Origin of the sequence: Aureimonas jatrophae (assembly GCF_900104035.1) — a bacterium.
In the GTDB taxonomy this organism is placed as follows: Bacteria; Pseudomonadota; Alphaproteobacteria; order Rhizobiales; family Rhizobiaceae; genus Aureimonas; species Aureimonas jatrophae.
Genome location: NZ_FNIT01000001.1, coordinates 179,962 through 200,433 on the forward strand (window position 1 = coordinate 179,962; position 20,472 = coordinate 200,433).

Annotated in this window: 16 protein-coding genes; 7 read left to right on the top strand and 9 right to left on the bottom strand. The window is 68.6% G+C overall.

Annotation, left to right across the window (positions count from 1 at the left end; all coding sequences use genetic code 11):
- Positions 1-465 (bottom strand): phosphonate C-P lyase system protein PhnG, encoded by a 465-nt coding sequence (gene phnG, locus BLQ76_RS00850; RefSeq protein ID WP_090669408.1) that lies wholly within the window; start codon positions 463-465, stop codon positions 1-3.
- Positions 466-580: 115 nt separating this feature from the next.
- Between phnG and phnF the strand changes: the two genes are divergently transcribed.
- The gene (phnF, locus tag BLQ76_RS00855; RefSeq protein ID WP_090667528.1) at positions 581-1,300 is read left to right on the top strand and encodes a phosphonate metabolism transcriptional regulator PhnF; all 720 of its coding nucleotides are present in this window, start codon (positions 581-583) and stop codon (positions 1,298-1,300) included.
- 7 nt (positions 1,301-1,307) lie between these two features.
- Here the strand turns inward: phnF and BLQ76_RS00860 are convergent, their stop codons facing one another.
- The 6 genes from BLQ76_RS00860 to efeU form a co-directional block, all read right to left on the bottom strand.
- Positions 1,308-1,646: a DUF779 domain-containing protein gene (locus tag BLQ76_RS00860; RefSeq protein WP_090667531.1), complete on the bottom strand. Its 339-nt coding sequence runs from the start codon at positions 1,644-1,646 to the stop codon at positions 1,308-1,310.
- A gap of 62 nt (positions 1,647-1,708) precedes the next feature.
- A complete protein-coding gene (adh, locus tag BLQ76_RS00865; protein ID WP_090667534.1) occupies positions 1,709-3,229 on the bottom strand; it encodes an aldehyde dehydrogenase in 1,521 nt (506 codons plus the stop codon).
- A gap of 168 nt (positions 3,230-3,397) precedes the next feature.
- Positions 3,398-4,213, bottom strand: a complete 816-nt coding sequence (efeO, locus tag BLQ76_RS00870) for an iron uptake system protein EfeO (RefSeq protein ID WP_090667537.1) — start codon at positions 4,211-4,213, stop codon at positions 3,398-3,400.
- A 17-nt stretch (positions 4,214-4,230) separates the two neighbouring features.
- Positions 4,231-5,526, bottom strand: coding sequence for an iron uptake transporter deferrochelatase/peroxidase subunit (gene efeB, locus BLQ76_RS00875; protein ID WP_090667540.1), 1,296 nt, complete (start codon positions 5,524-5,526; stop codon positions 4,231-4,233).
- Positions 5,523-6,716 (bottom strand): iron uptake system protein EfeO, encoded by a 1,194-nt coding sequence (efeO, locus tag BLQ76_RS00880; protein WP_210184127.1) that lies wholly within the window; start codon positions 6,714-6,716, stop codon positions 5,523-5,525. Before efeO (BLQ76_RS00880) ends, efeB begins: the two co-directional genes overlap by 4 nt.
- The gene (gene efeU / locus BLQ76_RS00885) at positions 6,713-7,555 is read right to left on the bottom strand and encodes an iron uptake transporter permease EfeU (protein ID WP_090667542.1); all 843 of its coding nucleotides are present in this window, start codon (positions 7,553-7,555) and stop codon (positions 6,713-6,715) included. Before efeU ends, efeO (BLQ76_RS00880) begins: the two co-directional genes overlap by 4 nt.
- A gap of 247 nt (positions 7,556-7,802) precedes the next feature.
- Between efeU and BLQ76_RS00890 the strand changes: the two genes are divergently transcribed.
- Positions 7,803-9,125 carry an ABC1 kinase family protein gene (locus tag BLQ76_RS00890; RefSeq protein ID WP_090667545.1) on the top strand — a complete coding sequence of 441 codons (1,323 nt, stop codon included), beginning with the start codon at positions 7,803-7,805 and terminating at the stop codon, positions 9,123-9,125.
- Here BLQ76_RS00890 and BLQ76_RS00895 read toward each other — a convergent pair.
- Both BLQ76_RS00895 and BLQ76_RS00900 read right to left on the bottom strand, forming a co-directional pair.
- Positions 9,116-14,350 carry a DUF4011 domain-containing protein gene (locus BLQ76_RS00895; RefSeq protein WP_090669414.1) on the bottom strand — a complete coding sequence of 1,745 codons (5,235 nt, stop codon included), beginning with the start codon at positions 14,348-14,350 and terminating at the stop codon, positions 9,116-9,118. The two genes, BLQ76_RS00890 and BLQ76_RS00895, sit on opposite strands and share 10 nt — an antisense overlap.
- A gap of 72 nt (positions 14,351-14,422) precedes the next feature.
- A complete protein-coding gene (locus BLQ76_RS00900) occupies positions 14,423-14,827 on the bottom strand; it encodes a (R)-mandelonitrile lyase (RefSeq protein ID WP_090667547.1) in 405 nt (134 codons plus the stop codon).
- Between the two features lie 268 nt (positions 14,828-15,095).
- Here BLQ76_RS00900 and BLQ76_RS00905 point away from each other — a divergent pair, with 268 nt between their 5' ends.
- The 5 genes from BLQ76_RS00905 (at position 15,096) to BLQ76_RS00925 (ending at position 20,469) form a co-directional block, all read left to right on the top strand.
- Positions 15,096-16,256 carry a Gfo/Idh/MocA family protein gene (locus BLQ76_RS00905; RefSeq protein ID WP_090667550.1) on the top strand — a complete coding sequence of 387 codons (1,161 nt, stop codon included), beginning with the start codon at positions 15,096-15,098 and terminating at the stop codon, positions 16,254-16,256.
- Positions 16,257-16,271: 15 nt separating this feature from the next.
- On the top strand, positions 16,272-17,156 hold the full coding sequence (locus tag BLQ76_RS00910) for a carbohydrate ABC transporter permease (RefSeq protein ID WP_090667554.1): 885 nt from the start codon (positions 16,272-16,274) through the stop codon (positions 17,154-17,156).
- Complete coding sequence (locus BLQ76_RS00915; protein WP_090667557.1) at positions 17,153-18,013, top strand: carbohydrate ABC transporter permease; 861 nt, start codon at positions 17,153-17,155, stop codon at positions 18,011-18,013. Before BLQ76_RS00910 ends, BLQ76_RS00915 begins: the two co-directional genes overlap by 4 nt.
- Positions 18,014-18,039: 26 nt before the next feature.
- Positions 18,040-19,266, top strand: a complete 1,227-nt coding sequence (locus BLQ76_RS00920; protein WP_090667559.1) for an ABC transporter substrate-binding protein — start codon at positions 18,040-18,042, stop codon at positions 19,264-19,266.
- A 75-nt stretch (positions 19,267-19,341) separates the two neighbouring features.
- Positions 19,342-20,469, top strand: coding sequence for an ABC transporter ATP-binding protein (locus BLQ76_RS00925; protein WP_090667562.1), 1,128 nt, complete (start codon positions 19,342-19,344; stop codon positions 20,467-20,469).
- Positions 20,470-20,472: the final 3 nt, after the last annotated feature.

Here is a 20,472-nt window from a genome sequence, read left to right on the forward strand (position 1 = left end):
TCAGTCCTCGCCGCGCGCGAGCGTGAAGAAGTCGACACGCGTCGCCGCCGTCTCCTCGGCGCTATCCCGAAGCGCGTCGGCGTCGGCCGCAATGACGGGGGCCACCACGTCGCGCTCGATGCGCTCGCGCCAGTCCGGGTTCTGCCAGAGGGCGTCGAGATGGGCGGCCATACGGGCCTTTTCGCCATCGCGCCCGAGGATCATCGCGTGGCCGATCTCGCCGCTCACGAGGCGCACCGAGGCGCGCGAGACGCTGGCCTCGCCGAGGTTGAACGCCGCGCCGCCGCCGCCGGCCCGGCCGCGTAGCATGACGAGGCCGATGTCCGGACCGCGCACGGGCATGGCATCCGGCCGCTGATCCAGCGCCTCGTAGCGTTCCGCCAGAAGCGCGGCCGGCGCCAGCGCGAAGGCGGAGGCGGCGCGGCGTCGTCCGGTGTGCGCGGTTGCGTCTGTCGGCTCGGTCATCTTGCGCATCCCTATCGATTTGTCTATTTGTCTAGACATACGATCCGATGGGTTTGGTATAGCCGATCGCTCGTGACGAGACGATGACATTTTTCCCTAAGCGGGCAGACGCGACGTGAACTCGAACGACGATGGCGTGACGCGCTGGCGCCGCGTGGCGGACCGCATCCGGGCCGGTATCGCGAACGGGTCGATCGCCGAGCGCCTCGCACCCGAGATGGATCTGGCCGACGCCTACGGGGTCAACCGGCATACGGTGCGCCGGGCGATTCAGGCGCTCGCCGAGGAGGGGCTGGTGCGGGCCGAGCGGGGGCGCGGTACGTTCGTCAACGCGCCGGCCCCGCGCATCAGCTATCCCGTGGGCGCGCGAACGCGCTTCTCGGAAAACCTCGCGGCGACGGGACGTCGCCCGGTCGGGCACCTGATCCGGGCCAGCGCCGCGCGGGCCGATGCGGCGGTCGCTAAGCTTCTCGAATGCGAGACCGGCGCCGCGCTCCATCGCCTGGAGACGCTGCACGTGGCGAGCGGCCTGCCGCTCTCGGTCTCGACCTGCTTCTTTTCGGCGGCGCGCTTTCCCGGCATCGTGCAAGCCTATGCCGAGACGGGCTCGATCACCGAGGCGCTGAAGCTGGAAGGGCTCGAGGACTACCGGCGGCGCGAGACGCGCATCACGGCCGAGCGCGTCCATCCGGCGGACGCCGAACATCTTGCGGTGCCCGCCGACAGCCTCGTCCTCGTCTCGACGGCCGTTGACGTCGATCCCGCGGACCGTCCGGTTCAGGCCATGCGCACGCGCTTTCCCGCGGACCGGATGGAACTGGTCTTTCGCCCCTAGATCGGGGTCAGGCCGGAACGGCGCAGACGGTCGAGCGCGTCAGGAAGCGTCGCTCGCGCCCGTTGTCGAGCGAGAACATGCCGCCGCGCCCCGGCACCACATCGAGGATGAGGTCGGTGTGCTGCCAGACCTCGAATTGCGCGCCGCCGATATAGACGGGCGTCCCGTCGGGCAGCGTGCCGAGCAGCACGTCGCTCTCGCCGATGCGGAACTCGCCCTGCGGGTAGCACATGGGCGAGGACCCATCGCAGCAGCCGCCGGACTGATGGAACAGCACCGGGCCGTGGTCGGCCTTGATCTCGGCTAGGAACGCCATCGCCTCCGGGGTGGCCGTCACCTTGTCCATCGAAAGCCTCCGTCGCGGGGAAACGCCGGCGCGGGAAAGCCCCGCGCCGGCAGGTCGCTGGATCAGAAGAAGCCGAGAGCCTTCGGCGAGTAGCTCACCAGCATGTTCTTGGTCTGCTGGTAGTGGTCGAGCATCATCTTGTGCGTCTCGCGCCCGATGCCCGACTGCTTGTATCCGCCGAACGCCGCGTGGGCGGGATAGGCATGGTAGCAGTTGGTCCAGACGCGGCCCGCCTGCACCTCGCGGCCGAAGCGGTAGGCCCGCGTGCCGTCGCGCGTCCATACGCCCGCGCCGAGGCCGTAGAGAGTATCGTTGGCGATGGCGAGCGCGTCGGCGTCGTCCTTGAACTTCGTGACGGAGACGACCGGTCCGAAGATCTCCTCCTGGAAGACGCGCATCCGGTTGTGGCCGGCAAAGATTGTCGGCTCGACGTAGAAGCCGTCCGCCAGCTCGCCGTCCATCTTGGCGCGGCCGCCGCCGGTCAGCACCTCGGCGCCTTCCTGGCGGCCGATGTCGAAGTAGGAGAGGATCTTCTCCATCTGCTCGGTCGAGGCCTGCGCACCGATCATCGTGGTGGGATCAAGCGGATGGCCCTGCTTGATCGCCTTCACGCGGGCCACGGCCCTTTCCATGAAGCGGTCGTAGATCGACTCGTGCACGAGCGCGCGGCTCGGGCAGGTGCAGACCTCGCCCTGGTTGAGGGCGAACATCGCGAAGCCCTCCAGCGCCTTGTCGAAGAAGTCGTCGTCCTCGTTCATGACGTCGGCAAAGAAGATGTTGGGCGACTTGCCGCCGAGCTCCAGCGTCACCGGGATGAGGTTTTCGGAGGCGTACTGCATGATGAGGCGCCCGGTCGTCGTCTCGCCGGTGAAGGCGATCTTGGCGATGCGCTTGGACTGCGCGAGCGGCTTGCCGGCCTCGAGGCCGAAGCCGTTCACGATGTTGAGGACGCCCGGCGGCAGGATGTCGGCGATGAGCTCGGCGAAGACCAGGATCGAGAGCGGCGTCTGCTCGGCGGGCTTGAGCACCACGCAGTTGCCGGCGGCAAGGGCCGGCGCGAGCTTCCACACCGCCATCAGGAGCGGGAAGTTCCAGGGGATGATCTGCCCGACGACGCCGAGCGGCTCGTGGAAGTGGTAGGCGACCGTGTCGTGGTCGATCTCGCTGATCGATCCTTCCTGGGCCCGCAGCGCGCCGGCGAAGTAGCGGAAATGATCCACCGCCAGCGGCATGTCGGCATGCGTCGTCTCACGGATCGGCTTGCCGTTGTCGAGCGTCTCGACCATGGCGAGGAGATCGAGGTTCTCCTCCAGCTTATCGGCGATGCGCAGGAGCATCTTGGAGCGCTCGGCGGGCGCCGTGCGGCCCCAGCCGTCCTTCGCCTTGTGGGCGGCGTCGAGCGCCAGCTCGATATCGGCCGCCGACGAGCGGGCGACGTGGCAGAGGGTCTTGCCGGTTACCGGGCTCGGGTTGTCGAAAGTGCGCCCGTCCACAGGCGCGACCCACTTCCCGCCGATGAAGTTGTCGTAGCGGTCGCGGATCAGGACGCGCTGCGACACCTGGTCGATGGCTTGCTGATACATCGTCGTTCCTCCCTAGAGGCCGCGCGGCGTTTTCGTCGTCGCGGCATCGACGCCCGATGGAGCGCCGTGATTCCGGCCGGCTTGTGACTCGTCGCGCACCGCCGGCTGAGAGGCCGATCCTTTGCCTGCGCGCCGCCCCCGTCAAGAGGCGGCGCGTGCGGCGTTCGATCAGTCGAGGCCGAGCTTGCCGCGCAGCGTCGACAGGTCCTCGGCCAGCGTGTTGACGTTGGCGGCCAGCACGCGACGGTCCGCGTCGGTCAGCTCGGAATAGTGGGCGTAGCCCTCGCCCTTGCGGTACTTGTCGAGCGTTGTGTCGACGGTCGTGAAGCTGGCGTCGACCTTCTGGACGAAGGCGGAGTCCTCGGTCTCGATCAACGGGCGCACGAGGTCGAAGATCTTGCGCGAGCCGTCTGTGTTGGCCTTGAAGTCCCAGAGGTCGGTGCCGCTGTAGCGGTCCTCCTCGCCGGAGATCTTGGTGGCCGCGACCTCCTCCATCAGGACCGCCGCGCCGCCGACCACCTTCTCGGGCGGCAGCGCCATCTCCTCGATGCGGCCCCGGAGGTCCTCGACATCCGCCATCAGCTTGTCGGCGATGGGGGCGAGGCCATCCGTCGTGCCTTCCGCGAAGAGTCCGTGCTCGATCTTGTGGAAGCCGGTGAAGGCGGGGTCCTTCTCGGCGAGCTCGTGGTCGTCGGCGCGGGAGTCCACGGACACGTCGAGGTCGCTGAAGAGTTCGGCGATCGGCTCGATCGCTTCCCAGCTCATGCGCGTCGGCGCGAACAGCGACTTGGCGCGCTCGACGTCGCCGGCCTTCACCGCGTCCGTGAAGCTCTTGGTGTCCGCGACGAGCTTCTCGGTCTTCTCGGACACGTAGATCTTGTACTCGGCCACCGGCTGGACGATGTCGAGCGGCGAGACAGCGGCGAGCGCCGGGCCTGCCAGAAGCAGCGAGAGGGTCGTGGCGCGAAGGATCCGCGAGGTCATGTCATCTCCGATGTGGGTCAGGAAGGGATGTCGCGAGCCGCCGCGAGAAGCGTGCGACCGAGGAAGTCAGCTTCGTCGCGTACGCCCGGCAGGGCGAAGAAGTACCCGCCGCCAACGGGCTTGATGTATTCCTCCAGCGGCTCGCCATCGAGGCGCCGCTGGACCGCGATGAAGCTCTGCTCGAGGTCGGCCTGGTAGCTGATGAAGAGGAGGCCCTGGTCGAGCTGGCCGTTCTTCGTCACGCCGTTGGAGTAGTTGAAGGGGCGGCGCAGCATCAGGCTCCGCTCGGTGCCCGCCGTGCGCGCGTTGGCCAGCCGGATATGGGCGTCGAGCGGCGTGACCGCGCCGTCCGGGTCCTTGGCGTAGTCCGGCACGTCGCCTTCCGTCCGCCCGTCGAAGGGCGCGCCGGATGCCTTGCGGCGACCGATGATGCGCTCCTGCTCGCCGAGCGGGGTGCGGTCCCAGCGCTCCACGAAGTTACGGATGATGCGCACGGCCTGATAGCTGCCGCCGCGCGCCCAAGTGGGCTCGTCGGTACCGTTGCCGCCCACCCAGACGATGCGGTCCATCTCGGGCGCGACGCGGGAATCCGGGTTGGCCGAGCCGTCGCGGAAGCCCAGGAAGTTGCGCGCGCTCTCGGTCGAGCCGTCGGCTTTCGGCGGCAGGATCGGAACCGTGCCCTCCTGCTTCCAGCGGATCACGAGGAGGTCGGGCAGCGTCTTGATGATGTCGCGCAACGCATAGATCGTCGCATCCGCCGTGTTGGCGCAGATCTGGATCGACAGATCGCCGTGGCAGAGTTCGGCATTCAACGCGTCGTTGCGGAACTTCGCCATGCGTTGGAGCCGTGCCGGCATCAGCGGCTGCGCCCAGGGGCGATCGGCAAAGAAGCTGTGGCCGAGCGAGAGCGTCAGCGTCAGGTTGTCGGGCGAGACCACGGGGCCGAGGATGCCGCTGTCGGCCGGCGGAAGCCTGGGGTCGAGCTCCGGCACGGGGCCGCCCGCCATCAGGAAGCGGAAACGCTCCGTGAGCGTGCGGAACAAGCGCTCGACATCGTCCGGCGTCTGCGCCAGCGTGTCGAAGGCCACCATCATGCCCGCCGCCGGGCGAGGCGTGACGATGCCGGCCTGGTGCTCGCCGTGGAACGGGACGATCTCGTGCGCCTGATCGGTGCGCGGCGCATCCGCGACCTGACCCGGTCGCCCCTCGGCCGCGCGGGCGACACCGGCCAGCGTCGCGGCGGCGGCACCGCCGGCCGCGCCGAGCAGAAGGCGGCGGCGGTTGGTGACCGGGCCGTTCGCCGAGCGCGTCATGCGCCACCCTCCGAAAGGCCGAGCTTGGCGTTCAGCGTGTCGAGCGCGTCCGCGAGCGCGCGAACCTCGCCGGCCAGTTGCGCCCGTCGTGCGGCATCGACCGTTTCGAAGGACGGGTAGCCAGCCGCGCGCTTGAGCGAGGCGAGGTCGGCGTCGAGACGCGCCATGCGGCTTTCCACGTCGGGAAGCGCGGCGGGCGCGCTCGCCTCGGCCACCGGCCTCAGAAGCGTTGCAACCTTGCGAATGCCGGAAAGCTCCGCCTCGACCTCCGCAAGGTCGTCGCCGTTGTAGCTCGACGCCCTGTCCGCCAGGCGCGTATCGGCCATGGCGCGCAAGCTTCGCACCGCGCCCTGAGCCATCTCGTCGGGGGCCAGCCGTGCCGCGCGCAACCGGTTCTTCAGCGCGGCGGCATCCAACGCCAGCTTGGCGGAGACAGGCGCCAGACCCTCAACGCTCGCGTCGTGGAAGAGACCGTACTCGATGCGGTGGAAGCCGACGAAGGCGGGGTCGGCCTCGCGACCCGCCAGATAGGCGGCGGACGGGTCGAGCGCGTCGCGCAGATCGGCAAAGCGGGCAGCCACAGCCTCGGCGCGCAGGTAGGGGAGGCGGGCCGCGGCGTAGCGCGCGCGAGCCTCCTCGAGGCTGCCGGACTGAACCGCGCGATCGAGGTCCTGCGCGGCCGACTCCATCTTCGCGCCCTGCATCGCCAGAAACACCTGGTATTCGGCAAGCGGCCCGATGAACGCGGTCAGTTCGGGCTTTGCGGGACCGGCGCCGTCCGCTGCGGGCGTGACGGTGAGCACGCCCCGCGGGTTCGACAGGAGACCGCAGGTGATCGCGTAGCGGCCTTCGCGCAGGCGCGCCGACAGGGTCTGCGACAGGCCGGGAGCGATGTTCTCGCGCTCCTCGACCACCATCACGCCGTCGAGGATCTCCCATTCCACGACGCGGTCCGACCGGTTGACCACGCGAAAGGTCGAGCGGCCCGCCGGAACGCTGATCGCGTTCGGCTCGCACGCGCCGTCGCGCAGCGTCACGGTGATGGCATCGTCGGCCGAAGCGCCGGCGGATGCGCGCATCGAGGCGACGGTGAAGAGCCCGCCACCCGCCACCATCAGGAGCGCAGCGCCCGCGACGCCCCAACGCAAGAGATGGCGCGGCGGCGCGGCGGTGTCGGATGCGGCGGTCACGACAGCGCCTCCGCCGTCCGCCGCGCCGGTCGGGCGGGCGCCGCCGGTCGCAGGAACAGCCAAAGCGCTACCGCGAGGTACCCGACATAGAGAATCACCTCGCCGAGGGTCGGATCGGCCTGGTAGCCGAACAGGCCGGACAGAACCGAGCCCGCGACGCCATCGGTCGGAAGCACCGAGGTGAGGTCGACGACGACGCCCTGCAGGCTGTTCCAGACGCCGGCCTCGTGCAGGTGACGCAGCGAGCCCGCGAAGATGCCGGCCGCGACGAACAGGATGAAGACGCCGGTCCAGCGGAAGAACCGCGACAGGTCGAGACGGATGCCGCCGCGATACAGGATGTAGCCGACGACGCCCGACACGAGGATGCCGAGAAGCGCGCCGAGGGGGCCGGCCGCGCCGGGGCTCTGCTGGAAGATCGCGAGCAGGAAGAAGACTGACTCAAGTCCCTCGCGCGCCACGGCGAAGAAGACGAGGCCGATCAGCGCGAGGCTGGGCGTCGCCGATCGCATCAGCGCCGCGTCGATCGAGGTGCGCAACTCGTGGCCGATCGATCGCGCGGCCCGGCGCATCCAGAGAACCATGGAGGTCAGGATCGCGACCGCGACGAAGCCGACCAAGGCCTCGAAGAGCTCCTGCGTCGCCTGCGGAAATTCGGCGCTCGCCAGCTGCAGCGCCGCTCCGACGAAGAGTGACAACGCGGCGGCCAGGAAGATGCCGATCCAGACCGCCGGCATCCAGGCCGCGCGACCCGTGCGCGCGAGGTAGCTGGCGACGATGCCGACGACGAGGGCGGCCTCGAGGCCTTCGCGCAGCATGATCAGAAAGGGAACGAGCATGGGGCCGGTCATCCGAAAAGGGCTGGCGCCAGGCGGTCGCGGGCGGGCCGGACCGGGCGCGACCGCTATAAACCTTTCCCAAATACTCATCAATAAAAAGTGTTTTTGAATTGTTCTAAGTAACGATGCCTCCGATCGACGATCATCCGCGCTGAGACGATCGGTCCGCGATCGTTCGGTTGCCTGAAACCGGCCGCGGCTTACCTGCGGGCTGGAGTGTCTCTCGAGTGTTCCAAGGTCCGGTTCCATGTCGCGCCAGCCACCCTTTTCCGCCGGATCTCCCGTTCCCAGCCGCCGCCTGTCGCGCCTTGCGCGTCTCGGCGGCATGGCCGGCGGCCTGGCGGGCGGCGTGCTTCTCGACGGCGCGCGGCGCCTTGCGTCGGGCGAGCGCCCGCGCTGGGAGGACCTCGTGCTGACGCCTGGCAATGTCGCGCGTGTGACCGACCAGCTCGCGCAGCTGCGCGGCGCGGCGATGAAGATGGGCCAGCTCCTGTCGATGGATGCCGGCGACCTCCTGCCGTCCGAGCTGTCTTCGATCATGGCGCGCCTGCGCGCCGATGCCGAGCCGATGCCGCGCGCGCAGGTTCAAGGCGTCCTGGACGCCGCCTGGGGCCGGGGCTGGGAAGCGCAGTTCGAGGACTTCCCCTTCCGCCCGGTCGCAGCCGCCTCGATCGGTCAGGTGCACCGGGCGCTGACGCGCGACGGTCGGCTGCTGGCGGTCAAGATCCAGTATCCGGGCGTGCGCCGCTCGATCGACAGCGACGTCGACAACGTCGCGACGCTGCTGCGCGTGTCGCGCATCCTTCCCGCCCATCTCGACATCTCGCCGCTGCTGTCCGAGGCCAAGCGGCAGCTACACGAGGAGGCGGACTACGAGCGCGAGGCCGGATGCCTCGACCGGTTCCGCACGCTGCTCGGCGACGATCCGGCCTACCTTCTGCCGAGCGTCGAGCGCGACCTCACACGTCCGGACGTTTTGGCCATGACCTATCTCGACAGTGTGCCGATCGAGACGCTGGAGACGGCTCCGCAGGAGGAGCGCGACCGCACCGCCGAGCGACTGCTGGCGCTGGCGATGCGCGAGCTCTTCGAGTTCCAGCTGATGCAGACGGATCCGAACCTTGCCAACTATCGCTACGACCTGAAGAGCCAGCGGATCGTACTTCTCGACTTCGGAGCGACGCGGGCCTTTCCCGTGACGCTGGCGGAGGAATGCCGGGGGCTGGCGAGAGCGGCGCTGGCGGGAAGCCGCAACGACGCGCAGGACACGCTCCTGCGCCTCGGTCTTCTCGACGAGCGGCTGCCGGAGTCGCGACGCACCGAGATCCTCCGCCTCTTCGCCATGGCGACCGAGCCGCTCCGCCGTGACGGACCCTACGATTTCGGCGACCAGGCCTTGGCTCGAGCCCTTCGCGACGAGGGCATGGCGATGGCGACCGACCGGCGCGACTGGCGCCTGCCGCCGGTCGACGCCCTGTTCCTGCAGCGCAAGTTCGCCGGCACCTATCTTCTGGCCGCGCGCCTGCGGGCACGGGTGGACGTGCGGCGGTTGATCGAACGCTACGTCTGATCCGCGGTCGCGTCGGCGCTCCGTTGCGCGCGATCCGTGGCCAGCATCGCTTCGAGGCCGCCGTGCAGCCGCTTTGCCGCGCCCTCCGGATCGAACCACCAGTCGGTCGACCAGACGCGCAGGATCTGCCACCCGAGCCCACGCAGGACCTCCTCGCGCACCTTGTCGCGGTCGCGCGCCGTGGCCGAGCGATGGTAGGTCGCCCCGTCGCACTCGACGCCCGCGAGATAAGCGCCCGGACGGTCCGGGTGCGGGATGCCGATGTCGACGCGAAAGCCCGAGACGCCGACCTGCGGCACGCAGCGCCAGCCGAGATCGCGCAAGGCAGCCATCACGGCCTCCTCGAAGGGCGAGTCCGGCTCGCCCTGCGATCCCACGTCGGCCGACGGTAGCGCCGCCGCGCCCCGATCGGCGTAGTCGAGAAAGGTCTTGAGGTCGCGCACGCCCGCCGACTTGGTGCGCGACAGGTCGATCTGGTCCGCCTTGAGAGCGGAATACGCGAGGAGTTCGGTTCGGGCGCGCGTCACCGCGACGTTGAGCCGGCGCTCGCCGCCCTCGCGGTTCAGCGCACCGAAGTCCATGGCGAGCTTGCCGGCGGAATCGCGCCCGAAGGTGATCGAGAACAGGATGACGTCGCGCTCGTCGCCCTGCACGTTCTCCAGGTTCTTGACGAAGACGGGCTCCAAGCGCTCGTCGGCGAAGAACCATTCGATCTCCGGATCGGCCCGCCGCTCGTCGTCGAGGAGGTCCTGGATCAGCGCCTGCTGCTGCGCGTTGAACGTGATGACGCCGAAGGTCGGGCGCCTGGCGTCCGGCAGCGTGAGGGCTTCGCGCAGCCGCGAGGCCAGATCCGCCGCGATCGCGCGTGCCTCGTCGCGGTTGGTGCGGCTCTTCCCCCGATCGTAGACGGCGCCCGGCAGGTGACGCAGCGAAACGGCGCGGTCTTCGGTCACCGGCGAGGGGAAGGTGATCAGCCGGTTCTCGTAGTAGTGATGGTTCGAGAAGGCGATCAGCGACTCGTGGCGCGAGCGGTAGTGCCAGCGCAGGTGATGCACCGGCAGGCCCGAGGCGCGCGCTTCGTCGAGGATGCTCTCGAGGTCGCGCTCGTGATCGGCGGTCTCGTCATCCTCGGCCTCGTTGCGTCCGAAGAAGTTTGTGGGCGGCAGCTGCTTCGGATCGCCGACGATCACGGTCTGGCGCGCGCGGGCGATGGCTCCCACCGCGTCCCAGGTCGTGATCTGCGACGCCTCGTCGAAGATCACGACGTCGAACGGCGCCTGGGTCGGCGGCAGGTACTGCGCGATCGAGAGCGGCGACATCAGGAGACAGGGGGCGAGCTGCGGAAAGCTGTCGGGCATGCCGGCGATCATCTCGCGGATCGACCGGCTGGGTCGCTTCAGCTCCATCTGGTGGCGCAGGAGCCCCAGCTCGGACTTGCGCGGCACGGCCGCCGTGTCGGGCAGGTCATGGCGGATCGCGGCATGGACATGGGCGCCCGCCGCCGCGCGAGCGAGATCGTCGAGCGCGCGGAAGTCCTCGATCGCATGCTCGTGGCTGAAGCGGCGGAAGTCGCGCAGCGTGGCATCGGCGTCGATCGCGAGCGGCAACCACCAGCGCGCATAGGCGAGCCGAAACGCGCTCGCCGCCTCATCCGGGGCAACCGAGCCCTCCTCGATCGCCTCGACCAGCGGCTGAAGTCCGTTTGACAGCGCACGGCGGCGAACGGCTGACCAGGTGGACCAGTCGCGCAGCCGACCGCGGCCCTCCTCGATGGCGCGCACCGTATCTTCCACCGACGTTGGGGTCGCGCCCGGCTCGGCGGAAGGGGCCGAGCCGTGCGACCAGGCCGTGAACTGGCGCTCGGCCTCCGCGAAACGAACGACGGCGACGGCCAGGGCGGCCGCCGCCCGGCGCAACGGCGTTCCGTCCGCGAGCTCGAGCCGCAGCCGTGCTCCGGATCCGCCATCTGGAGCGATACGCGCGACGGCGTCCTGAAGCCGCTGCGCCGCGTCGAGCCGGGCCCGCAGGGCATCCGGATCCGTGTCGAGGCCCGCGAAGACCGGTGCTAGGGTGGAGAGCGGACTGCGTTCGATCTGGGCGCGACTGGCCTGGAGCCGTCGCAGGAGCGGCAGGTCGACCTCGGGGTCGGGTGTGCCGGAGGCGGCATAGGTCGCAAGAAGCCGCGCGGCCCCCCGTTTGCTGAGGATCGAGATCGGCCAGATGCTGCTCTTCGCTTCGCGCCAGCGGCGGTCGAGATCGTCCACCGGCACGCGCGCGAGTTCGTCCCGGTCGTAGCGCGCCGAGAGCCGCACCTCGTCCGCATGGAAACTGCGCATCTCGGCCGCCAGCGGCTCCACCGCCTCGCGCCACCTCGTCAGGTTCCGATCGACGGCGAGCGCGGCGTCGCCGGGCGATATGCCGGCGACGGCGTCGGCCAGCGATCGCAGTTGATCGATGCGTTCGAAATCGAGCCCGTCCTCCGTCCATGCATCCAGCGCACGGGCCAGCGCGCCGGCCGCATCGGCCAGCGTGACCGTCGTCTCGCGCAGGGTCCTGGCTGCGGCCAGCAGCGCCTCCTGCCAAGCGGAGCTCCAGTCGTCCCGCTCCACCCAACGCAGCTCCGGGCGGCTCCCGACCGCCGCGAAGGTGCGGCCAAGTACGGTTGCGAGCTCCTCGAGTTCCGTGAGCCCCGCGGCGTCGTGCGCATCGGGCGACCCCCAGCGCAGGGCGGGCGCGTGGCGGGCGCTCCCGCGCAGCGTCAGGCCCATGGCGCGATAGGCCGTCAGGCCGTTTGCGGCCGGCGCGTGCAGGGCATTGGCATAACGGTTCAGCTCGTCGCGCTTGACGCGAAGTCGCCCGTTGATCGCGATCCAGTCCTCGCCGCCCCGTTCGCCGCCATTCTCCCAGGCGTTGCGCAACTGCCGGAGGAAATGCCGGCGGTCCGCCTTGGACGAGTGCAGCTCCAGGCAGTGGTCCCCGAGACCCACCTGGCAGAGACGACGGTAGACGACCTCGAGCGCGGCGGTCTTCTCGGCCACGAACAGCACGGTGCGCCGGTTCGCCAAGCAGTGGGCGATCATGTTGGCGATGGTCTGGCTCTTGCCGGTGCCCGGCGGGCCGACGATCACGAAGTCCTTGCCCTCGGCGGCCGCCAGGCTCGCGACGATCTGCGAGGAGTCGGCCGGCAGGGGCGTCACGATCGACGCCGGCTCGAAGGCGCGATCCACCTCGCGCGGCGCGCGGAAGGCGACCGTGTCCGGGAAGGGCTGCTCGGGCGTATCGAGGAGGTGGCGCACGACGCGGTTCTGCCGCAGCGCGTCGGTGCGCTCGGTCAGGTCCTTCCACATAAGGTACTTGGCGAAGGAGAAGGTGCCGAGCGCCGCCTCGTCCACGACCTCGAAGCCCGGTGCCTCGCGCACCGCCTGCCGCATCCGCTCCAGCACGGCCGCGACGTCGATGCCCTTCTCGTCGGTCGGCAGTTCGCCCGACAGGCCCGGAACGGCGAGGCGAAAATCGCGCTCCAGGAACTGGAGAAGCGTCGCGTTGAACCGCACCTCGTCCTCGTGATGAACGAGGCGGAAGGGCGCGCTCGCGCTGCGGCGCTCGAGCCGTGCCGGCAGAAGGAGAAGCGGCGCGCGATAGGTCCGCTCGTCCTCGGGCTGCTTGCGCCAGCGAAGGAAGCCCACCGCCACAAAGAGCGTGTTGGTGCCACCCTCGGCGAGATCGTTGCGCGCCTGCCGGTAGAGGGCGGTCAACCGCGCGTCCAGGGCCGTGCCGTCGAGCGGCGAGGCCAGTTCGTCCCGTGCGAGAGCCTCGCGGGCGAAGAGCACGGACCTGTCCTCGCCGCGCGTCTGGCGAAACAGGGTCTCGTCGCGCTGCCCGACCGGGTTCTCGGCGGGAATCGAGACGATCCGCATTCCGTGTCCGCCGGCAAGCCGGTCCTCCAGGAAGGCCGCGTCGGGGCAGAGGAAGGGAACGGTCGAGGCCGAGAGCGTGAAGTTCAGGAGACGGTTTCGCAGCGACAGGTCGAGCAGGCGACTCTGCCAGCGGTCGATCCGGCCCGCGGGCGTCGTCGGTTTCGCCTCCGCGGCCTGTGCGGCCGGCAGCTGCGAGGCGTCGGGCAGCGGGGGCAGGGGAAGAGCGCCAAGAGCGGGTTCCGCATCCGCCGCATCCCCGTCGGGCCGGCTTTCGTGCGAGGCCAGCGGCATGATGCCGGCGCTCCGCGCCCGAGCGATGTCCACGGCGGCTGTGAAGGAACGGGCCGCGCCCTCGTCGAGCTGCCGCGCGGCCTCCTGCCGAGCCGCTTCGACACCGAGCGGCGGCCGATGCGTCAGTCCAGTGGTTTCGAAGAGCATCAGCTCGCGTGCGGCAAGCGCCTTGCGCACCTCGCTGCGATCGGTCTCCACCAGGCGTGGCAGAGTCTGGGGACGCAGCCAGGCGCCGGCCAGCGCATGACCGTCCGTCAGCACCAGAACGGCGTTGAGGCCCACCGCCTCCAGCGCAGCCGCCAGCAACAGCGCCGTGTCGAGACAGGTCGCTAGCCCCTCGGTTGTGATCGTGCTCGGACGGCGCACCTTCTGCCCGCTGGTTTCGAAGCTCTTGGGCGGCTCGGCATAATGGAGACCGAGATCGGCGATGGCGGCATAGATCGCGGCTGCCAGCATGTAGCTGCGGGCGGGATCGCCGCTCTGGTAGCCATCCAGAGCGGTGGCATGGCCATGCTCGCCGAGGCGCTCGGCCGCCGCTCGCAGCAGCCGCGCGACCGCGGGATCGTTCGGCATCGCGAAGGCGGGCAGGAGCTGCGCCATATCGCTGGCGCCGCCCCATTCGTCGCGCGCCAGGAGGCGCACGGGGTGGCGCAGGGTCGCCAGCACGGTTTCGCCCGTCCGCAGTTCGAGTTGCGCCTCGCCGCGCTCCGCCTCGTCGAGACGGGCAAGATACGCCGGGTCCAGCTCGACGCGGCGGTCCGCGAGCTCGAGCCCATCCGGGCCGAGCCTGTCGATCCGCCAGATCTTCTCGCGCAGGAAGGGCGGTTCGGATCGAAGGTGCAGTTGGAGCGACGAGCGCGTCTCTCCGTCCTCGACCGACAGCCGAACGCGGCGAAGAACCGGCACCGCGTTCTGGAACGACGCATAGGTGAGGCTCGGCTCGATCTCGGCTTCGATCCGGACCGTCGGCAGGGCCTCGACCGTTTCGTTCGTGTCGGCCGTTACGCCATCCGCCATCGCATCCATCCTTCCGTCGCTGCGCAGGATTGGCGAGGTTCGGGGGGCTCCGTCAACCGTCGGCGCGAGCCGCTAGGACCGTGCCGCGGCATACGCGGCGTCGCTCACCTTTTCCATCCAGTCCACGACCTTGCCGTCCAGGCTTTCCTGAATGGCGATATGCGTCATCGCGACCGTCGGCGACGCACCGTGCCAGTGGCGCTCGCCCGGCTCGAACCAGACGACGTCGCCGGGACCGACGGTCTCCACGGGACCGTCCTCGCGCTGAACGAGCCCGACGCCCGACGTCACGATCAGGGTTTGGCCGAGCGGATGCGTATGCCACGCGGTTCGCGCTCCGGGCTCGAAGGTGACCGTGGCGGCGGCGGCGCGCCGGGCCTCGTTCGGCTGAAACAAGGGATCGACGCGCACGCTGCCCGTAAACCAGTCGGTTGGTCCCGGCCCGGATGGGCGCGTTCCGTTGCGGATGATGTCCATGACGATCTGTTTCCCGATTTCATTCCGGGATAAGGCTAGGCCGCGGGCGGCGAATGACACCCCTGCCAGAACCCGTCGGCCGTTGCCGCCCATCGCCTCACGCTGCGCTGCACAAATATGAGGCAGCCCCAGTCTTTGGCGAAACCGCAAGCGTTATGAAAATGAATTTCATCGCCTGACTGACGAAGCGTGGCCGTATTGACGTTTTTGCGTCGCTGCACCAACGTGCGAAAATAAATTACGGCAGCAGGCGGAATCGGACAACGGAATGCGCGTCGGCATCGTAGGGTTGGGATTTCGTCTCGGCTACCTTGGACACGTCTTCACCGCGATCGACGGCGACGTGGATATCGTGGGCTACGTCGATCCGGCGCCGGCAGGACTGCCGGGTCTGGAGGCCAAGAGCATCTCGGCCGGCACCCGCTACGAGACGCTCGCCGAACTGATCGCCGCCGGTCCGCTCGACCTCCTGATGATCGGGTCGCCCAACCATCTGCATCTCGACCATATTCGCGAAGGGCTCGAGGCCGGCCTCAAGGTCTTCTGCGAGAAGCCGGTCGTGATCTCCGTGGACGAGAGCTACGAGCTGGCCCGGCTGATGGCGCGCTTCGGCGAGGATCGGCTGATGATCGGCCTCGTTCTGCGCTATTCGCCGCTCTACCGCGACCTGCGCGCCGCGCAGGCCGAGGGCGCGATCGGCGACGTGGTGTCGATCGAGGCCTCCGAGCATATCGAGCCCTATCACGGCGCCTTCTTCATGCGCGACTGGCGGCGCTACGAGCGCTACAGCGGCTCGTTCATGCTGGAGAAATGCTGCCACGACCTCGATCTCTACAACGGCGTGGTCGGTGCGCGGCCCGAGCGCGTGGCGAGCTTCGGTGGCCGCAAGAGCTTCGTGCCCGCCAACGATCCGGCCCAGCGCGGCGTCAACGACCTCGAGCTCTTTCACCGCAAGCCCAGCGGCTGGCTCGGCTCCGACAAGGTGTTCGACAGCGACGGCGACATCATCGACTATCAGGTCGCCATCATCGAATACGCCAACGGGGTCGGCATGAACTTCCATACCAACCTGAACGTGCCCGACCAGTTTCGCCGCTTCTGCGTGATGGGCTCGCGCGGCATGGCGGAAGGGGACTTCGTACGCGGTTTCCTTCACGTCCATGAGGGCATGGGCAACCGGCGCATCATCGATCGCACCTATGCCAACGAGACGGCGCTCTCGCAGCATTACGGCGCCGACGAGCAGATGGCGGCCGACATCATCGCGCATGTCCGGCACGGCCGTCCGCTTCCGGTCTCGACGCGCGACGCGCTAGAGGCCGGCATCCTGGCGCTGGCGATGGACGAGGCGCGCACCCAGCGCAGCGTGGTCGATCTGCGCCCGGTCTGGGATCGCTTCGACGAGGCGCGCATGGCCCGCGCGGCGTAAAGGGAAGGGATCCGCTTGACCGCACAGCGCACCGCTGTCCTGTTCGCCTGGGCCCTGCTTCTGCCGGCTCTCCTGTATGTCACCGCGATCGTCGCCTACCCGTTGGTCGAGACGGTGATCCTTTCCTTCACGGACGCCTCGCTGCGCCGCACCTCGGACTGGGTGGGCTGGGCGAACTACGAGCGCATCTTCAATCCGACCTTTGCCGAGGTGATCGGGCGCACGTTTATCTGGACCTTCTTCTCGGTGTCCCTGAAGATGGTGATCGGCATCTTCGGTGCGACGCTGCTGAATGCCGCGGTGCCCGGCCGCGCGCTGTTCCGCGTCCTCACCATGCCGCCCTGGATCGTGCCCATGGCGATCGGCATCTTCATGTGGGGCTGGATGTACAACGGCCAGTTCGGGATGATCTCGGGCCTGCTGCAGCGCTTCGGCTTCGTGGACGGTCCGGTCGCCTTCCTCGCCAATGGCGGCACCGCCTTCTGGGCGACGGTGATCACCGACGTCTGGATCGGCGTGCCTCTCGTCACCCTTTACATGCTCGCCGCCATGCAGGCGATCCCGCAGGATCTCTACGAGGCGGCCTGGACCGACGGGGCGGGGCGCTTCTACCGCTTCCGGCGCATCACGCTGCCGCTGATCGTTCCGGCGATCATCACCATGTCGATGCTGTCGCTGATCGCGACCTTCAACTCCTTCGACATCATCTGGATCCTGACGCGCGGCGGCCCGAGCGGGCAGACCACGACCATGATCATCGATACCTACAACACGGCGATCGGCTCGAAGCGCTACGGCGAGGGCGCCGCGCGCGCGGTCCTGATCTGCCTGTTCCTGTCGGTCTTCTCGCTTCTCTACTTCCGCGTCACGAGCCGCTTGTCGAAGGGGATGGTGCGATGACGACGCGCTCGGCGATGATCTCGCGCTACCGCTGGTGGGAGGTGGTGCTGATCTATTGCGGCATCGCCGTCTTCCTGAGCTTCGTGCTCGCGCCGTTCGTGGAAGGCTTCCTGGTTTCCCTGAAGCCTCTCTCCCTCCTGTTCTCGACGCCCTATTCCTTCTGGCCGGAGAACGGATCGCTCGACGCCTATCGCACCATGTGGACCAGCGTGCCGGGCTTCGGCTGGTACATCTTCAACTCCTTCCTGATCTCGTTCAGCGTGACGGCGGTGGTGCTGGTTCTGGTCGTGCCGGCCGCCTACGCCTTTGCGCGCTTCGAGTTCCGGGGGGCGGGCATCACGCTCGCCGCCTTCCTGGCGGTGAACATGTTCTCGGGCGCGGTGCTGATCATTCCGTTGTTCCGGCTGATGCGCTCGATGGGCGTCCTCAACACCTATCTCGCCATGATCGTGCCGGGGGTCGCGTTTCTGATCCCCTCCGCGATCTGGCTGCTGCGCACCTACATGCTGCGCATTCCGCGCGAGCTGCACGAGGCGGCCTACATGGACGGGGCGGGCTACCTCTACACGCTGCGCCGCGTCGTGCTGCCGATCGCCATGCCCGGCATCACGGTGGTCGCCATCACGACCTTCATCGGCGCCTATGCCCAGCAGTTCATCTACGCGCTGACCTTCAACTCGCGCACCGAATACATGCCGCTCCCGGTTGGCCTCTTCGCCTATTTCGGCAAGCAGGAGGTCATCTGGAACGAGCTCATGGCCGCCAGCTTCGTGGGCATCGCCCCGGCCATGGTCCTGATCTTCTTCATGCAGCGCTACCTCGTGGCGGGCCTGACCGCCGGCGCGGTGAAGTCGTGACGCCAACTCCAACAACGGGAGCCCCGATGAGAACGCCCCTTTCCCTTCTGGCCGCCGGCGCGTTCGCGCTTCTCGGCTCGACCGCCCTGCCCACTCTGGCCAGCGCCGAGGACATCAGCTTCATCTATTGCGGCGACAAGGTCGGCCCGGTCCACCAGCGCGTGATCGGCGAGTGGAACGCGGCCAACCCGGACGACCAGGTGAAGACCGAGGTCGTGGGCTGGGAGCAGTGCCAGGACAAGGCGACGACGCTGGCCGCCGCCGGTACGCCGGTGGGCCTGGCCTATGTCGGCTCGCGCACGCTCAAGGAGTTCGCGCAGAACGACCTCATCGTCCCGATCCCGATGACGGATGCCGAGAAGGCGAGCTACTTCCCCAACATCGTCGACACGATCACCTTCGAGGACAAGCAGTGGGGCGTTCCCATCGCCTTCTCGACCAAGGCTCTGTTCTGGAACAAGGACCTCTTCAAGCAGGCCGGCCTCGACCCGGAGAAGCCGCCCACGACCTGGGCCGAAGAGATCGAGATGGCCAAGACCATCAAGGAGAAGACCGGCAAGGCCGGCTTCGGTCTCGTCGCCAAGACCTTCGACAACACGATGCACCAGTTCCTGCACTGGGTGTACACCAACAACGGGCGCATCACCGACGCCGAGGGCAACGTCACGCTCGACAGCCCCGAGGTTCTGGCGGCCCTCAAGGCCGTGAAGGATATCACGCCCTATTCCGAGGAAGGCCCGACCGCGTACGAGCAGAACGAGGTTCGCGCGATCTTCCTCGACGGGCAGATCGGCATGATCCACAACTCGACCGGCGCCATTCCCCGCCTGAAGGGCACGAAGATCGACTGGGGCGTCGCCAATCTCCCGCTCGGCCCCGAGGCCAAGGGCCCCGGCACGCTGCTGATCACCGACAGTCTGGCGGTTTTCAACGGATCGGGCGTCGAGGAGAAGGCGATCGAGTTCGCAAAGTACATCACCGCGCCCGCGGTGCAGGAGGAATACGAGCTGACCGGTGACGACGGCCTCGTGCCGCTGCGCCCCTCGGCCAACGTCGACAAGTTCGTCGCCGAGAACCCGGACTGGAAGCCCTTCATCGACGGCATCAAGTCGGGCGGTCCCGAGCCCCTGTTCACGGACTACAAGGGCTTTCAGAACGCCATGATCACGATGGTCCAGTCGGTGGTCACCGGCCAGGCGACGCCGGAGGACGCGATCAAGACCGCGTCCGCCGAGATCGAGCGCTTCAAGTAAGGTCACCCCTGCTGGTCCGGGACCGCGTCGAGCGGCCCCGGACCTCGTTCCTTTCACGGTCGGAGTTCTAAGCCCTTGGGTCAGCTCAACCTCGTCGACGTTCGCAAGCGCTTCGAGACCTTCGAGGTCATCAAGGGCGTGCGCCTCGAAGTGCGCGACGGCGAGTTCGTTGTGTTCGTGGGACCGTCCGGCTGCGGAAAGTCGACGCTCCTGCGCATGATCGCGGGCCTCGAGGAGATCACGAGCGGCGACCTCCTGATCGACGGCAAGCGCGTCAACGACCTGCCGCCCGTGCGGCGCGGCATCGCGATGGTGTTCCAGTCCTACGCGCTCTACCCGCACATGACGGTGTTCGAGAACATCGCCTTTCCCCTGCGCGTCGAGGGCATGGCGGAGGAGACGATCGCCGAGCGCGTCAACCATGCCGCGCGCATCCTCCATCTCGACCAGCGCCTTCAGCAGCGCCCCGGCGCCTTGTCGGGCGGCCAGCGCCAGCGCGTCGCGATCGGTCGCGCCATCGTGCGCCAGCCCAAGATCTTCCTGTTCGATGAGCCGCTGTCGAACCTTGATGCGGCGTTGCGCGGCGACATGCGCATCGAGCTTGCCAAGCTCCACCGCCAGCTGCGCGCCACCATGATCTACGTCACCCACGATCAGATCGAGGCCATGACCATGGCGGACCGGATCGTGGTGCTGAACGCCGGCGAGATCTCGCAGATCGGCGCGCCGCTCGAACTCTATCACAAGCCCGCCAACCTCTTTGTCGCCGGCTTCATCGGCAACCCGCGCATGAACACGATCCCCGTCACGTGCCGGGGCGTGTCGGAGGGCGGCGTCGAGGTCGAGTACCGCGGCCAGCGACTTCTCGTGCCCGTGCGGCCCCATGCCGCCGTCGAGGGTCAGGCGATGACGCTGGGCGTGCGACCGGAGGATGTGGGGACCGGCGAGGGAGATCTGCGCCTCGACCTCGTGCCGACGGTCATCGAACGCCTGGGCGCGCAGACGGTCGCCTACGCCTCGATCGGCGGGGGAGAAGAGAACTTCTGCGCGATGCTGCCCGGCGCTGCGGCGGTCAAGGTCGGCGAGCCGATGCGGGCCACCATCCGCGCGGCGGACTGCCATCTCTTCGATAGCGCGGGGCAGGCGTTCGAGCGGCGTGTCGAGCTGACGGCGATCGATCCGAAGCTCTTCACGGCCGCCTGAGGC